Annotated in this window: 13 protein-coding genes and 1 pseudogene; 8 read left to right on the plus strand and 6 right to left on the minus strand. The window is 46.1% G+C overall.

From position 1 onward, the window contains the following. Nucleotides 1-72: 72 nt before the first annotated feature. Nucleotides 73-564: a GNAT family N-acetyltransferase gene (locus QZ938_RS14460; RefSeq protein WP_293352122.1), complete on the minus strand. Its 492-nt coding sequence runs from the start codon at nucleotides 562-564 to the stop codon at nucleotides 73-75. A gap of 200 nt (nucleotides 565-764) precedes the next feature. Next, nucleotides 765-1,835, minus strand: coding sequence for a tRNA (adenosine(37)-N6)-threonylcarbamoyltransferase complex transferase subunit TsaD (tsaD, locus tag QZ938_RS14465; RefSeq protein WP_293352121.1), 1,071 nt, complete (start codon nucleotides 1,833-1,835; stop codon nucleotides 765-767). Between the two features lie 341 nt (nucleotides 1,836-2,176). Here tsaD and QZ938_RS14470 point away from each other — a divergent pair, with 341 nt between their 5' ends. The 6 genes from QZ938_RS14470 (at nucleotide 2,177) to QZ938_RS14500 (ending at nucleotide 7,044) form a co-directional block, all read left to right on the plus strand. Beyond that, a complete protein-coding gene (locus tag QZ938_RS14470; RefSeq protein WP_293143241.1) occupies nucleotides 2,177-2,665 on the plus strand; it encodes a Photosystem I reaction center subunit III in 489 nt (162 codons plus the stop codon). 122 nt (nucleotides 2,666-2,787) lie between these two features. Next, nucleotides 2,788-2,916, plus strand: coding sequence for a photosystem I reaction center subunit IX (gene psaJ, locus QZ938_RS14475; protein WP_293143244.1), 129 nt, complete (start codon nucleotides 2,788-2,790; stop codon nucleotides 2,914-2,916). Nucleotides 2,917-3,242: 326 nt separating this feature from the next. Next, a complete protein-coding gene (locus QZ938_RS14480) occupies nucleotides 3,243-4,055 on the plus strand; it encodes a carbon-nitrogen hydrolase family protein (RefSeq protein ID WP_293143247.1) in 813 nt (270 codons plus the stop codon). A gap of 424 nt (nucleotides 4,056-4,479) precedes the next feature. Next, nucleotides 4,480-4,998 (plus strand): acetolactate synthase small subunit, encoded by a 519-nt coding sequence (gene ilvN, locus QZ938_RS14485; protein WP_190739991.1) that lies wholly within the window; start codon nucleotides 4,480-4,482, stop codon nucleotides 4,996-4,998. Nucleotides 4,999-5,521: 523 nt separating this feature from the next. Continuing rightward, nucleotides 5,522-6,376, plus strand: coding sequence for an alpha/beta fold hydrolase (locus tag QZ938_RS14495; protein ID WP_293143258.1), 855 nt, complete (start codon nucleotides 5,522-5,524; stop codon nucleotides 6,374-6,376). 158 nt (nucleotides 6,377-6,534) lie between these two features. Beyond that, nucleotides 6,535-7,044 (plus strand): fatty acid hydroxylase, encoded by a 510-nt coding sequence (locus QZ938_RS14500; RefSeq protein ID WP_293143261.1) that lies wholly within the window; start codon nucleotides 6,535-6,537, stop codon nucleotides 7,042-7,044. Here the strand turns inward: QZ938_RS14500 and QZ938_RS14505 are convergent. From QZ938_RS14505 to QZ938_RS14515, 4 genes and pseudogenes are all read right to left on the minus strand, one after another. Next, nucleotides 7,038-7,172, minus strand: a pseudogene (locus QZ938_RS14505) (IS5/IS1182 family transposase); the annotation flags it as partial. The gene QZ938_RS14500 and the pseudogene QZ938_RS14505 sit on opposite strands and share 7 nt — an antisense overlap. 153 nt (nucleotides 7,173-7,325) lie before the next feature. Next, nucleotides 7,326-7,688, minus strand: coding sequence for a transposase (locus tag QZ938_RS14510; protein WP_293143264.1), 363 nt, complete (start codon nucleotides 7,686-7,688; stop codon nucleotides 7,326-7,328). Nucleotides 7,689-7,790: 102 nt separating this feature from the next. Continuing rightward, nucleotides 7,791-8,060 carry a transposase gene (locus QZ938_RS33045; RefSeq protein WP_363318841.1) on the minus strand — a complete coding sequence of 90 codons (270 nt, stop codon included), beginning with the start codon at nucleotides 8,058-8,060 and terminating at the stop codon, nucleotides 7,791-7,793. Nucleotides 8,061-8,264: 204 nt separating this feature from the next. Beyond that, nucleotides 8,265-11,825, minus strand: a complete 3,561-nt coding sequence (locus QZ938_RS14515) for a bifunctional diguanylate cyclase/phosphodiesterase (protein WP_293352120.1) — start codon at nucleotides 11,823-11,825, stop codon at nucleotides 8,265-8,267. Between the two features lie 265 nt (nucleotides 11,826-12,090). Here QZ938_RS14515 and QZ938_RS14520 point away from each other — a divergent pair, with 265 nt between their 5' ends. Together QZ938_RS14520 and QZ938_RS14525 are read left to right on the plus strand one after the other, a co-directional pair. Continuing rightward, nucleotides 12,091-13,098 carry a zinc-dependent alcohol dehydrogenase family protein gene (locus tag QZ938_RS14520; RefSeq protein ID WP_293352180.1) on the plus strand — a complete coding sequence of 336 codons (1,008 nt, stop codon included), beginning with the start codon at nucleotides 12,091-12,093 and terminating at the stop codon, nucleotides 13,096-13,098. Between the two features lie 412 nt (nucleotides 13,099-13,510). Continuing rightward, nucleotides 13,511-15,754, plus strand: a complete 2,244-nt coding sequence (locus tag QZ938_RS14525) for a tetratricopeptide repeat protein (RefSeq protein WP_293352119.1) — start codon at nucleotides 13,511-13,513, stop codon at nucleotides 15,752-15,754. The last annotated feature ends 75 nt before the right edge of the window (nucleotides 15,755-15,829 follow it).

The raw sequence follows: 15,829 nt of genomic DNA on the forward strand, positions 1-15,829 counted from the left end.
TCTCGGCGGTAAACAGCAGTCTATGATTACGTTTAATCTTAAGTTAACACGATAAAAAGCATTGCGGTGTCCCTACAAACAACGCAAACCCAGAATTATCACATCTCTTTCAACGCCATCAAGTTCGGCGACTTGCGGCAGATATCCCCACTGCTGAAACCCAAATTTCTGGAACAACGCTAAACTCGGCTGATTGTGAGCAAAAATTATTGCCATCAGGGTTTTAAGTCTCAATTTAGGACTTTGCGTAATTGCCGATTGCAATAATTTTTGTCCAATTCCGCAGCTTTGGCGATCGGGTGTGACGTAGATGCTAACTTCTGCGGTATGCTGATAGGCGGCGCGTCCGTAGAAAAGCTGAAAACTCAGCCAGCCGACGATTTTTTTTTCTGATTCCATTACCCAAATCGGCAAAGAATAGGGCGAGTGTTCTCTGTACCATGCGAGGCGGCTTTCGACTGAGACTGGTTTTAAATCTGCTGTGGCCATTCTCCCCGGTATTGCTGCATTGTATATTTGGACAATTGCGGGTAAATCGCTTTCTACTGCGTCGCGGATTTTCATGATTTAAGAAAGAGTTGACAGTTGACTGTTATACCAATTTTTTACTGTGCTGTATAGCCGTCATAATTCACGCGTCAAACCATTTTTTGTGTCATATATGTAGGGTGAGCAATGTGCACCTTACTGCCATAATTCGCGCGTAAAACAATTTTTTGCATTAATTCTGCAATTATTAACTGTCAACTGTCAACTGTCAACTGTCAACTGCTATACAGTTCCATGATATCCCTAACAGCCATCCGCGAATTGGCTCCCAATGTCAGGGGTGAGGTGTGTCCTCGCTGAAAGTGTTCTGCCGCCGCACAGCCGATCATTGCTGCGTTGTCCGTGCAATATTTTAATGGGGGAAACAATACTCGCAAGTTGTGCTTAACTGCGGCTGCTTGTAAATGTTTTCGGAGTCCGCTGTTGGCTGCGACTCCGCCACCGACTACTATAGTAGTGAGTCCGAAATTTAGCGCACAGTCGATCGCCCTTTTGGTTAAACCCTTCGCCACTGTTTCCTGAAAACTTGCCGCAATATCATTAATTGTAGAGGCAGTCAAGACGCCTTCGCCACCGGCATTAATATCTTGTTTTTTAAGTTTCTGCACTAATTGCAAAACTGCTGTTTTCAACCCGCTAAAACTGCTGTCGTAGGGATGGTAGCCGCCACCGGGCAGCGAAATTTTGCCTTCTGGGAGGGGGTGTGCTTGGGGATTCCCCAGGGCAGCCAATTTGTCCATCAGCGGCCCGCCGGGATATCCTAGCTGCAACAGTCTGGCGACTTTATCAAAAGCTTCACCCGCCGCATCGTCGCGCGTTTGTCCGACTGTTTCGTAAACGCCGCAATCTTTAACATAAATTAAACTGGTGTGTCCCCCCGAAACTAACAAGCACAAAAACGGCGGCTGCAAGTCGGGTTCGATTAAGTAAGAAGCGTAGATGTGCCCTTCGAGGTGGTGGACGCCTAAAAAAGGTTTTTGGTGGACTATTGCCAAGCTTTTCGCCGCTGTCAGCCCGACTAACAATGCACCTACTAAACCGGGGGCACAAGTCGCTGCAATGCCGTCAATTTCTGACCAACTCAAGTTGGCTTCACTCAGACACTGGGCAATTACCTGATTTAGCATTTCTAGGTGACTCCGCGAAGCTACTTCCGGGACTACCCCACCGTACTGCTCGTGGATTTTAATTTGTGATGCTACAACATTGCTGCAAACTTGACGATTCTTAACAATCGCTGCTGCTGTTTCGTCACAACTTGTTTCAATTGCGAAAATGGTTGCCATTAACTGGTAATTTTATTTGATAGGTTAGCTATTGCTAGCTTAACGAATTCGGCGCAAGTCCCCCGGCTCGATCTGTTCTCAGGTTATTGCTTGCGGATATTTGCCAGCCGTTGGAGTGGGCCGGAGGCGATCGAACTATAATGCAAGCTGCGGAATATCCTAGCGGTATTGCTAAGCTCTCGCACTGACCTATGAAACCGGAATCCCTGATTCTTTTGGGCTTTGCCGCCTCTATGATGGAGACTTTAGACTGTCAGCAAGTGCGGTAATCTGGATTCGGATCGGCAAGTTGAAATGCTTGTACAAAAACTTATTGTTTTGTAACAAAAGGAAACAATTTCATGCGACGATTGTTTGCTGCAATTTTAGTGGTTAGTCTGTGGATCAGTTTTGTTCCAGTTGCTTCGGCTTACAATTTAGTGCCGTGCAAGGACTCTCCCGAATTCAAGGAACTGGCTAAAAATGCACGTTCTACCAATGGCGACCCGGCATCTGCCAAGGCAAGATTCGAGATGTATTCTCAAGCTATGTGCGGCCCGGAAGGATACCCGCACTTAATCGTAGACGGCAGCTTGGACAAGGCTGGCGACTTTTTGATTCCTAGCGTGCTGTTCTTGTATATTGCTGGTTGGATTGGTTGGGTAGGCCGCGCTTATCTGCAAATTGCCAAAAAATCTGCAACTCCAGAGGAAAAAGAGATTATTATCGACGTTCCTGTGGCAATCTCCTGTATGCTGAGTGGCTTTTTGTGGCCTCTGGCAGCACTCAAAGAAATCACCACTGGTGAAATGTTTGCCAAGGACGACGAAATTACTGTTTCCCCCCGCTAAAATAGGGAAATGGAGCCAAGGCTAATAGCTAACAGTTGATCGATTAACTGCAAGTTAGCAATTAGCGTCTTACCGAGCGATCGGCAATTACCAACTGTCTCGAATTTTCAGGAGCAGAATTCATGCAATATTTTGTCAAGTTTCTTTCGACCGCACCAGTATTGGCAGCGCTTTGGTTCTCTATTCAAGCTGCGGGTTTGATTGAATTTAACCGCTTTTTCCCTGACTTGCTTTTCCATCCGATGCCTTAAGATTTGACCGGAATTAGGTCTCAAAAATTAGGGCAAAAAAGTTGAGAGTTTTGAGTTTTGAGTGATGAGTTAAAGGTTAATTTAAAGCTCAAACATCAGAACTCTCAAACTCTATAGACTTTCTCAGTAACATGAAGTGGGCATGGGGAATAGGGCATGGGGCATGGGGAATAGGGCATGGGGAATAGGGAATAGGGCATGGGGCATGGGGCATGGGGCATAGCTACTAAGAACCAAGAACCAAGAACCAAGAACCAAGAACCAAGAACAACTAACAACTAACAACTGACAACTGACAACTGACTAATGACTAATATTGTGAATCGATGAAGTCTTATCTCGCCGCAGCAATTCAAATGACTAGCTTGCCTGACCTGCAAAAAAATTTGGTGCAGGCAGAGGAATTAATCGACCTGGCAGTGCGTCGGGGTGCGGAGTTAGTTTCCTTACCAGAAAATTTCTCGTTTATGGGAGAAGAGGAGGAGAAGATTGCTCAAGCAGAGGCGATCGGACTCCAAAGCGAAAAATTCCTCAAAACTATGGCCCAGCGGTTCCAGGTGACGATTCTGGGCGGCGGATTTCCCGTGCCGACGGATGGGGGGAAGGTATACAATACTTGCTTGCTAGTAGACCCAAACGGTAGCGAAGTGGCAAGGTACAAAAAAGTACATTTGTTTGATGTGAATGTGCCAGACGGGATTACTTACAGGGAATCGAACACGGTGAAAGCTGGTGAAGATTTGCCGCCGGTTTATGTGTCGCCGGAGTTGGGGACGCTGGGACTTTCGGTGTGCTATGACGTGCGGTTCCCGGAAGTGTACAGGCATTTGTCGCAGAAGGGTGCTGATGTTTTGTTCGTGCCGGCGGCGTTTACTGCTTACACTGGCAAGGATCATTGGAAGGTTTTGTTGCAAGCTAGGGCGATCGAGAATACTTGTTATGCGATCGCCCCGGCACAGACTGGACACCACTACGGTCGCCGTCAAACACACGGTCACGCCATGATTGTAGACCCTTGGGGTGCGGTTTTGGCGGATGCCGGAGAGGAACCGGGTGTGGCGGTGGCAGAGATTAATCCCGATCGGCTAGAACAAGTCCGCCGCCAGATGCCATCGCTGCAACACCGGGTTTTTATGTAAGTTATGGTGGCTTGGTACTTCGCAGTTTTGTCACCAATTGGTGTCAAAATTGCAGTTTTCGCCAGCCACCAGACCTGAATAGTTTTTATTCTAGGAATGAATTGTGTACGTTCGTACACAAAAAACTTGGATCGGGTGCCGTCAGCACCGGGTTGGGGCGGGTTTAGGGTTGAGATCGAGCCGATCCCCCCTAACCCCCCTTAGGTCGGGGGGGACAGGAGTGCTATCAAAGTCCCCCTTCTTAAGGGGGATTTAGGGGGATCGAGACTGCGGTAAAAGCGAAATTTATCAAGGTTTTTTCCCGAAGATGAACGGCCAATAACTCGGGATAAAATGTCTAATGCAGGTTCAATGGGCGTGCACTTCTGCTTAAAAGGCGAATGGGCGACAGTAGAATAGCACGAAATGCGTCTTTTTTGGATAAATGAAACACACTCTTTCGGTTTTAGTTGAAGATGAAGCGGGTGTCCTCACTCGAATTGCTGGTTTATTTGCCCGTCGGGGTTTTAATATTGAAAGTCTGGCCGTTGGCCCAGCGGAGCAAGTGGGAGTGTCTCGGATTACGATGGTTGTACCGGGAGATGACCAGATTATCGAGCAGTTGACTAAGCAACTGTACAAGTTGATTAATGTGCTTAAAGTTCAGGATATAACGGAAATTCCCTGTGTGGAACGGGAGTTGATGTTGCTGAAAGTTAATGCTGCTAGCGGAACGCGATCGGAGATCATTGAGTTGGCTCAGATTTTTAGAGCGCGAGTGGTAGATATTGGTGATGATACGCTGACTTTGGAAGTTGTCGGAGATCCGGGTAAGATGGTGGCGATCGTCCAGGTTCTAAATAGATTTGGGATTAAGGAAATTGCTCGTACTGGGAAAATTGCCCTGACGCGGGAGTCGGGGGTAAATACGGAGTTTCTCAAGTCTTTGGAAGCGAAAGTTTAAGTCAGTTGTCAGTGGTATAGCGGTTCTCAAAAAAGTGAGGTATGCCCATAGCCCACGGAGGCCATAGCCCATAGCCCATAGCCCACGGAGGCCAGTCGTCCGCGAATATGAGAGTTCGAAAGGCTATAAGTTGTCAGTGGTAAGTTGTCAGTGGTAAGTTGTCAGTTGTCAGTTGTCAGAAAGAATGTTTTAACGGGAGCATCTCAGTTTTGCATTTAATAGTGCGAGCTTAAGAGCTCGCGAGCGGTGAAAGACTCGCGAGCTCTTAAGCTCGCACTATAGAACCCATTTGAGATCTAGCTATGGGCTAAACGCTTGAGCATTAACCCGATCAAACACAGGTTGAGTTTCGCCGTGGCATGGCTCAACGTCCACTCAAAGTTCTTGACTAAACTCTTGCAGCGTTCCATCCATGCATTCGACCGCTCAATTACCCATCGCGTTGCCACCACGACAAATCCCGTCTTCCCCAGTGCCACTTTTGTGGTATGATGGATAAGTCAATAGTTACTGTATTTAAGAAATGAAAAATGTTTATAACAAAATTAAATTACCCGAAGATCAATACATTAGAGTTGGTGTCATCAAAACTCGCTACTGGAGCGCAGGAACTAAGGGAAGCCCTTTGATTTTGCTTCACGGTGGTGGTAGTTCTATAGAAGTTTGGACTTATAATTTTGATGCCTTAGCTCAAAATCATCAAGTTTATGCTTTTGATATGGTAGGTTCTGGTTTATCTGATAAACCAGAACTTCCCTACTCTTTAGATTATCAAGTCCAGTTTTTAACAGACTTTATGAACGCTTTAAATATTGATAAAGCAAATATAATTGCCAATTCAATGGGAGGAGGTATTATACTCAAATTTGCTCTAAAATATCCAGAACGGATAGGAAAAATAGTATTGATTTCCAGTTTGGGACTAGGAAAAGAAATTTCAATCTATCATCGTTTTTTAGCAGCAGTTCCAGTAATAGCTAAATTTGCTCAACCTAGTCGGTTTGGGGCAAAATTGATGTTAAAAAAAAATGTTTACAATCCCAAAGCAATTCCTAGTGAATGGGTAGAAAACAGTTTTCAAAGATTCAAAATGCCAGGTAGAAAACAGGCATTAATTTCAATTCTCAAAACCAACTTAAATTTGGGGGGAGTAAGGGAAGAAGTCTTCATGCCAATTGTTCAACAACTCGCGCATATTCGAGCACCCACTTTGATTATTTGGGGAAATCAGGATGCGGTTTTACCTGTTACCCATGCTCATATAGCTAATAAATACATCCCTAATACCAGTTTACATATTTTTGATAAATGTGGTCATTGGCCGCATGTAGAATATCCCCAAAAATTCAACCAGCTAGTGTTAAAATTTCTTCATTAATTAAATGATAATCATTCAGCTAATGCCCTAAAAAGGTCATAAAATAGCTATTGTTAAATAGATAGGTTTACATGAAGTTTTCCACCAAAGCTGATAGCTGACGGCTGAATACTTACATTAAATCAAATACAACCAAATACAACAAAAAGGATTAATTAATGTTAAAAATTTTGATGGTCACTTATTTATTGCTATTCCTAGGAGACTTGCTGTCCACATTTTTTTACCATATTCCTGAGCACGTTTTTGGTAGTCTCCATCTAAAAACGCACCATTCCTCACAGAAAACCTTTTTTCATTATGCTGTTCTCAGCACCAATGTTCTCGTTATGCTGGATGGAATTCTTGGTGCTTTACCCTATCTGCCAGTAGCTGTAATATTGTGGAAAGTTTCATCTATTGGTGTGATCTGCGGGTTAATTTTAGGTCAATTTCATGTATGGTGGAGACATACAAGTGCTTTAGGCTGGAAAACTCCAAAAGAAATCATTACTTTCTGCGAGATACTAGGCATTACGACTCCTGAAAGACATTGGCTTCATCATCACAAATCTACCCAAGCTTACGGTGATATTTTTACCTTTTTCGACCAGCCTGCTAAAGTTTGGTGGCGATGGTTACGTTTTCTCAAGCTCGGTTTCAAAAAAGCCATGAAAACTAAATTGTAAAGTCCCGCTATCAGATTAAACCTTAAACCAAATCTTTTTCGGCGATTTCTATAAAGGTCAGCTAAAATCTTAAAAATTTTCAGTTTTCGATGAACATGTTCTCCAATTACTCGTTGTCTCGCTATTTTCTATTTTCCGAATCATTCGACAAGCTGTGGACTCTGTTACTCCCCAAGATTGCCCTATAGAACCCATTTGAGATATAGCTATGGGCTAAACGCTTGAGCATTAACCCGATCAAACACAGGTTGAGTTTCGCCGTGGCATGGCTCAACGTCCGCTCAAAGTTCTTGACTAAACTCTTGCAGCGTTCCATCCATCCATGCATTCGACCGCTCAATTACCCATCGCGTTGCCACCACGACAAATCCCGTCTTCCCCAGTGCCGCTTTTTCGGCTTTGGTGGGCTTGGGTGAGAGTTCAAACCGGATCTTGGTCACGATCTGGGGATAGAGTTTTTGCAAGGCGAGACTCAGGGTCTCTGGATGATAGCCATTGTCCAGCAAGATGGTGATTTTAGGAATGTTGACAGGCTTGGCGCGAAAATAATCGAGGTTGTGACTCAACATTTCCAGCAAGCCTTGGTCATCGGAGACATTAGCTTGAGTGCAGTGGGTGAAAAACGGAAACCCCAACGTATCCACTGCCAGATGTCGTTTGATGCCATTAGTGCATTTGTAAAAGCAGAAACATGAAGGACTCGATACTGGCGTTGCAGGTATTCTTCACCGCTTGGGAGTCAATCATCAGCAACGTTGTCCACTGGGCTTTTTTTTGACTTGTTCACGCACTTGTCCATGTAAGAGGCTCATCAGTGCAAGGATTGCTCCTGCCTCCCGCCACTGTTTGTAATGCCAATACACCGTTGAGTAGGGAGGCTGGTCTTTCGGCAAATCTTGCCAATTGCAGCCGTTCTTGAGTTGATAGAAAATACCATCACTCCAGTTCTCGTTTCGTCCAATTACAAGGTCTCGTCTGCTTCTTAACAGGCAACACCTGGGGTAGTAGGGGTTCAAGGATTTCCCATTCTGCGTCTGTGAGGCTGCTGGAATACGGCATGGTGGATTTGGCTTTAGCTTACCTTAATCCAACCTCCTCCAAGATGTCAAATGGGTTATATAATAAAAAATGATTTTTTCAAAAATGAGATGCTCCCTATTTTAATTTTTAACTTTCGACTTCTTATTACTAATGACAACTGTCAACCGTCAACTGACTAATTACCATTGGGGTTGACTTTCGATCAAACCTGTGGCTGTGATGGTGTCTACAGGCTTTGAGAAAAAGTATCCCTGTCCGTATTCGCATTGCAGAGCTCTGAGCAAATTAAGCTGTTCGATGGTTTCTATTCCTTCAGCGATCGCATCCATGCCTAAATGACGGGCTAATATCAAAATAGTCTCTACAATAGCTTCGTTTCCTTCATCTTCAGTCATGCGGCTCACAAAAGCTCGATCGATCTTTAAGGCATCAGTGGGAAAAGTGTGCAGGCGGCTCAAAGAAGAATAGCCTGTGCCAAAATCGTCAATATATAATTCAATTTCTAAATTTTTCAATTGGGAGAGGATAGCGGCGGCTGATTCGGCATTGTCCACGATCACCCCTTCGGTAATTTCTAACTTTAAAGTGCGGGGGTCAAGGTGAGTTTCTTGTAAAATCTCACGAATGCGATCGATTAAATCCGGCTGTTTAAATTGTTCGTTAGAAAGGTTGACGCTGACAGTCAGCGGCGGATTTGCTGGGAATTTTTCGTGCCACTGATGGATCTGACAGCAAGCCGATCGCATCATCCACCAACCAATAGGTACAATCAATTTAGTTTCTTCTGCTACTAAAATAAACTCACCGGGAGCTACTAAACCGCGCTCGGGGTGATACCACCGCAGCAGCGCTTCAAAACCGCTGATTCTACCGCTAGTTAGAGAGACGATGGGCTGGTAGTAAAGCTGAAATTCCTGGGAGTCTAGAGCGCGCCGCAAGTCGTTTTCCAGTTGCAAAAGGGCGACGGCGCGAGTGTGCATACTTAAGTCGAAAACTTCGTGGCGAGCTTTGCCCAATCCCTTGGCGTGATACATGGCAGCATCTGCATCTCGCAGCAGTTCTTCTGGTCGATCGTACAATATTCGGAATGGGGCGGGAACCGTAGAGTCGGGAGATAGGAAACACAAAGCAGTTTCTAGATCGACATTTCCGAGATTTCCTGGACTAGAAAATTCGGAAAAATTGTTGGGATCCTGTGGCAAACCGGAACAAACAATACCAATGCTAGCACTGCTAAAAACTTGATATTCGTTGAGATAAAAAGGCTCTGCCAGTTCCGCTTGCACTCGTTCGGCAATGTGGATCGCATCATCGGTGTTTTTGATATTTTCCAGCAAAATAGCAAATTCGTCGCCGCCGAGACGGGCAACGGTATCTCCAGCCCGCAAACAGATTTCCAGGCGCTGGGCGATCGCGATTAGCAAGCGATCGCCCACTAAATGCCCCAAACTGTCATTAACCACCTTGAAGCGGTCTAGATCGATAAACAGCACCGCAAACAAAACCTCGGGACGGCGTTTTGAAAGCTCGATCGCGTGTCCCAAACGATCCATAAATAAAGCTCGGTTGGGCAAACCCGTCAGGGTATCGTGCAAAGCATCGTGTACTAACTTCTCTTCAGCTATTTTCCGCAGAGTGATATCTTCTACAGTACCTTCGTAGTAAAGCAAATTGCCACCAGCATCGCGAACAGCCCGGCCGTTTTCGGAAACCCAGATAGTAGTTCCGTCAGCGCGGTAAACTTGGGACTCGAACTCAGACACAGAACCGTGTTTTTCGATCGCACCCAAGAACTCGACGCGGCGGTTGGGATCGAGGTAGAGTTGGCGCTCGATATCGTGGATGTTTGCGATCAGTTGGGTAGCAGACTCGTAGCCGTAAATTCTGGCTAAAGCCGGATTGGCACTGAGATAGCGCCCGTCAGGAGTTGTTTGAAAAATTCCCTCGATCGCGTTTTCAAAGATGCTGCGGTATTTTTCTTCGGCTTGTTGCAGCGCGAATTCTGCCTGCTTGCGATTGCTGATATCTGTCAGCGTGCCGAGATAGCCGAGAACTTCTCCATTGTGGTCAATTTCCGGCACTGCTTGCCAAAATACCCAGGTTGTGAGGTCGCCGTTGCAAAAGCGGTATTCTAACTTACAAGGCAATTTATCTGTGACAGCGCGATACCACTGGTTCAAAATGCGATCGCGGTCTTCGGGATGCAAACTTTGCGCCCAACCTTCGCCCAGTGCCTTTGGTGCAGTCAGTCCCGCCATCTCCAAAAATCGCTCGTTGACATACAAACAATATCCCGCAGCGTCGGCGCGGAAAATCCCGACTGGCAGTATTTTAGCTAAAGTGTAATAGCGGTATTCGCTTTCTAGCAGGGCGCTGGCAGCTATTTTAGTCTCTGTGATATCAAACATTGCGCCTTGAAGGATGACGGAGTTGCTGGCTCGATCGCGAACTGCGATCGCTCGATCGCGGAACCAGACAATTCTGCCGTTGCGGGCGATCGCGCGGTATTCTGACACCAGCGGGCCGTCGCTAAAGATATCTTCTCCGTCGGTAAATTTCTGTGTGGCGTTTTCAACTAACACGCGATCGCGGTCTTCTGGGTGAACGAGTTTCAGCCACAGATCTGGGTCTGCCTTCCATTCAGCTACAGAATAACCCAGAAAAGTCTCGATTTGCGGGCTGATGTAAAGTTTGGCAGCGCTGCGGTTGAGGGGAGAAATGTAGGTGACAGCCGGCATTTGTTCCACAAGCGCGCAGTATTTCGCTTCCACGGTGCAGAGTGCTGCTTCTAGGCGTTGCCGCTCTAATTCGGCGGCGGCCCGTCCGGCAAAGATGCTGATAATTAGTTCAAATTTGCCAAGATGTGCTTCTAGTAGGGGGCGATCGTGGAAAATACAAATAATGCCTAAAGCTTCGTCGTAGGAGTTTTTCAGCAAGATTCCCAGGAAGCTGCGCGAACCTGTAACGATCGGTCTGCGGTCTTCAGGAAAGGTTTCCAGGAGGCGGTCTGGACAGGAGTACATTCCCTGCTCAAACACCAGCGCTTCGGGAGTATTGGCGGTGTTGCACTCAAAATTTGGCTGTGGCTGTCCGTCGCTCCAAAAACTGATAACTTGTAATTTATCGGGAGTTAGATCGGCGCGTTCGATCGATTTAATCGATTTGGCAGCGACGGCGCTGCGAACTCCTAGTGCTGAGGCTAGGTGGGGAACTAAGGTATCAAAGAATTGTGTCCCCCCTGGCGAATTAGTACCTGCCAGAATGTCACCTAGCAAGTCTTCCTCTAATTGCGGGGAAGTGCTGCTGTTGGGAGGGTTGTCGTTAGGAGGGCGATGGCTGGGAGCCCCGCAAGCTACGCCATTTTGGTCGATCGAACCCTGGATGTTCAGACTAACGGTTTTGCTGGTGGAAGGCCCTACAAGAGGAGAAGAATTCACAGTTGGGGGTTGTTGCTGGGCTAAGAATAGATTGCAGCCAATACCTAACAGTTTACCCAAGAAGCTGTCAGCGATCGCCAACAGATTTGAGTGGGGAAAAATCAACAAGTTTTTCCGAATTTTCAATCTCGCAGACAAATCTGGCTGTAATTCTGCCAACTGCGGTTGCTCTTCGGCAGTTGGCAGACTGGGATGCCTTCGTTGCCACTTGAGATAAATCGCGATCGCCAAGACTAAAGTCGCCGATAATCCCAGAAGGTATGCAAGAATCTCAAAGTAAAAGAATAAATCTAGCTCGAACATCGATTAGCACCGCTCGACAATTATAGTAGTTACCAGAAAGAATTGGTTTAAAGCCGGAATCCCGATCGGGAGAAATTAAAATCAGATTATTCATCACTCCAATCCTCGGACTTCGAGATAGAGGTAGCTGTCCCAAGTCAACTGTCAATTGTCAGTTGAATTAAAGCCAGTCTATATTATTAAAAATAACTAAGTATCGTCACGGATAAGTAACGAATACAAGGTAGGATTGGAGGTGAAGGCGAAAATAGAGTTAATACCCCTGATGAAAGCGATCGTTTTTGAAACTCCCGGAAGCCCATCCGTATTGAAACTGCAAGATATCTCAGTCCCTACTATACAAACAGAAACAGAAGTTTTGGTAAGGTTGCGGGCGGCAGGCATCAATCCGATAGATACTAAGTTGCGATCGCGCGGCACTTTTTACCCCGAGAAAACTCCTCACGTTTTGGGGTGCGACGGTGCTGGAGTGGTAGAAGCTGTCGGTGCTGCTGTGCAGAGTGTCCAAGTCGGAGACGAGGTTTTTTTCTGCCACGGGGGTTTAGGCGGGTCGATCGGTACTTATGCCGAATTTGCCGTTGTAGACGAACGCTTTCTGGCCATCAAGCCTGCTGCTTTAAGTTTTGTTGAGGCGGCGGCTGCACCCTTAGTTCTAATTACAGCATGGGAGTCGCTGTACGATCGAGGGCGCTTGCAAGCCGGCCAAAAAGTGCTCATTCTAGCAGGTGCAGGCGGAGTCGGCCACGTCGCGGTACAGTTGGCTGCATTGCAGGGTGCTGAGGTTTGCACTACTGTTAGTTCCGAAGCAAAAGCCGAGTTTGTACGGCAGTTAGGTGCAGATTCAGTTATTTTATACAAAAATACGGATGTTGTCGATCGGGTTTTGGCTTGGACTGAGGGCCAAGGAGTTGACTTGGCTTTTGATACAGTCGGGGGAGAAACGTTTTACCAAACTATTCCGGCTGTGAAGATTTACGGAGATTTGGTAACAATTTTGGAACCAGATCCGGCTTTGGGCAATTTGAAAACTGCGAGAATGCGGAATCTGCGGATCAGTCTGGAGTTAATGTTAACTCCGATGCTGCAAAATTTGGTAGAGGAACAGCAAGAGCAGGCGAAGATTTTGCAGCAGTGTGCTCGTTTGTGCGATCGTAATTTGCTCAAAATTCACGTCAGCCAAACTTTCCCGTTAGAACAAGCTCAAGCTGCCCATGAGTTGTTAGAAACAGGCTCAGTAACGGGTAAAATAGTGCTTGAAATTGCGGCTGATTGAGATTGGTGGTGAATGGAATTCTGCCAGGTACGTTGTTGGGCTTCAGCCCTCCGGGTACGTTGTTGGGCTTCAGCCCTCCGGGTACGTTGTTGGGCTTCAGCCCTCTGAATTTAAGCAGTTATACAACCTACCAGTCATACCTCATCTTTTTGAAAAAGGCTATACAATAAAAAAAATAAACCGCCTCACCATCTCACCAATGTTAGATAAAATCTGGCGATTCCTCAAACAATTAATTCACCGGATATTACGGGTTTTTGGCAAAGATTCTGACCCCCCCCTAACCCCCCCCTTGGTAAGGGGGGGGAACAAGAGAGAAAATTTTTCTTTCCCGCTTGGTAAGGGGACGGACAAGAAAGAAAATCTTGCTTCCCCCCTTAGCAAGGGGGGACTGAGGGGGGTTCTTCCAACTTTGACAGATGCGGAATACGAGGCGAAGTTGATGGAACTTCTCGAAGGAGTGAATCAGGGCTGGGGAAGAGGCGATGTTGCGGGATTCTTAATCGCAAAACAGATTAAAAATGGCGATCTGGCGGCTTGGTTGCGGAGGTTTGGAGTGCGATCGTTGGAGGGCGCGCAGGGGAGTACAGCGTCTGCGGATGCGGTGGTATCGCTTCAGGAATTGGCGCGCAGGTTGGAGTTGTTGGGTGGAGTTGCGGGTGGGGAATTGGGAGAGGCGGCGGGGAATGTTGGTAGGGAGATTTTGGTTGAGTTTCCGCCAGTTTCGGGTGAGGGGGATGAGGATGTTGGTGGAGAGGCTGAGGCTTGGTGCGATCGAGGCTATGAGCAATGTATGAAAGGAGATTTTGAAGGGGCGATCGCCTCCTACGACAAAGCCTTAGAAATCAAACCAGATCAACACGAATCCTGGAACAATCGGGGCTCTGCACTGTATGATTTAGGCAGGCTAGAAGATGCGATCGCCTCCTACGATAAAGCCTTAGAATTCAAACCAGATTTACACGAAGCCTGGTTCGGTCGTAGCAATATACTGCGTAAATTAGGGAGGCTTGAAGATGAGATTGCCTCCTACGATAAAGCCTTAGAAATCAAACCAGATCAACACGAAGCCTGGAACAATCGGGGGTCTGCACTGGTTAATTTAGGCAAAGTTGAAGATGCGATCTTCTCCTACGATAAAGCCTTAGAAATTAAACCAGATTTTCACCTTTCCTGGACTAATCGGGGCATTGCACTGGGTAATTTAGGCAGGCTTGAAGAAGCGATCTTCTCCTACGACAAAGCCTTAGAAATCAAACCAGAGCAACACCAAGTCTGGTTTGATCGGGGCGTTCAACTGGGTAATTTAGGCAGGCTTGAAGAAGCGATCGCCTCCTTCGATAAAGCCTTAGAATTCAAACCAGATGACCACAAAGCCTGGAGCAGTCGGAGTATAGCAGTCAGCAACACATCTAAACATAACGAGCTAGTTTATGAAATCTTACAAGCAAAATTCCCTAAATCTCCACCTGTTACCAGAACTCTCTTAACTCACAACCTGACACAGCGTGGCTATGAAGGAGAAATATTAACATTAAAAGCAGGCTTAGAATATTGCCAACAAAACACCCACCCCGAAGGATATGGAAAACTGCATCAAGCACTAGGAGATGCTCATTATAGTTGCGGAAAACTCAATTCTTCCACCACCTATTGGAATAAAGCCACCACCAGCTACAAAGAAGCCCTCAAAACTCTAACACCAGATACTTTCCTAAAACTGCATCTAGAAGTTTTGCAGAAATTAATCAGAACTTTAGTAAGCCGAAAAAAAGCCGACGAAGCAAATAAATTACGACGAGATGCCACCGATTTATTGCAACGCTTGCTGAAACAGCAAAACTATTCCCAACTCACCCAACAGCAACTAACCGACAAATTAGTTAGCTTTGAACAATTAACCGTAAATATATACATCCAATCCGGGCAATTTGCCCAAGCCTTAGCCACAGCAGAAACCGATAAAAATGTCTGCCTATCTTGGCTGCTGGATGCCTTGCCAATTCCCGATTACGAAACAGCAGAGACAGTCACTCACGCCCAAATTCAGCAACTTCTCAATCCCACAACCTGCGCGATTTACTGGCATCTCAGCGACGCAGCCCTGACAACATTCATCATTAAATCCGATGGCTTGTTGTCTCCCGAAACCTGTTTCAGCGATTTTCCCGATGAATTTGAAGAATGGGTGAAGGAGTGGAATCAACAATACACCGATTATCAATCTAAGGAGAAAACCAGTCAACAAAATCATCCTTGGCGTGGGGGAATGGCAAGTAAATTTGCACAACTCAATGCAATCCTGAAAATTGATGTAATTGAACAGCAATTAGAGGGGATTACGGAGTTAATTTTGATTCCGCACCGGGACTTGCACCGCTTCCCAATTCATGCTTTGTTTGGTGGGGATTTTGTGGTGAGTTATTTGCCTAGCGCCGCCGTTGGAATTAATTTGCAACATCGGTTTAGCGGAATTTCTCGTTTATCTCCAAGTCTAGATCCCCCTAAATCCCCCTTAAGAAGGGGGACTTTGAATGAACAGATTCCTCCCTTAACAAGCGAAACATTGAACACTCTTGTCCCCCCCTTCTTAAGGGGGGTTAGGCAGGGTGGATTAATTGTCGAGAGGTTAAATCAAGGCTATGAAGGCTATTGACTGACATCATGCGAGGCATTTAACAGGTTTATCTGAACTAGATAAATCAAAAAGTAACTCACTCAAATCTTCAAC

This window comes from Microcoleus sp. CAWBG27 (assembly GCF_020883145.1).
Taxonomy (GTDB): Bacteria; Cyanobacteriota; Cyanobacteriia; order Cyanobacteriales; family Microcoleaceae; genus Microcoleus.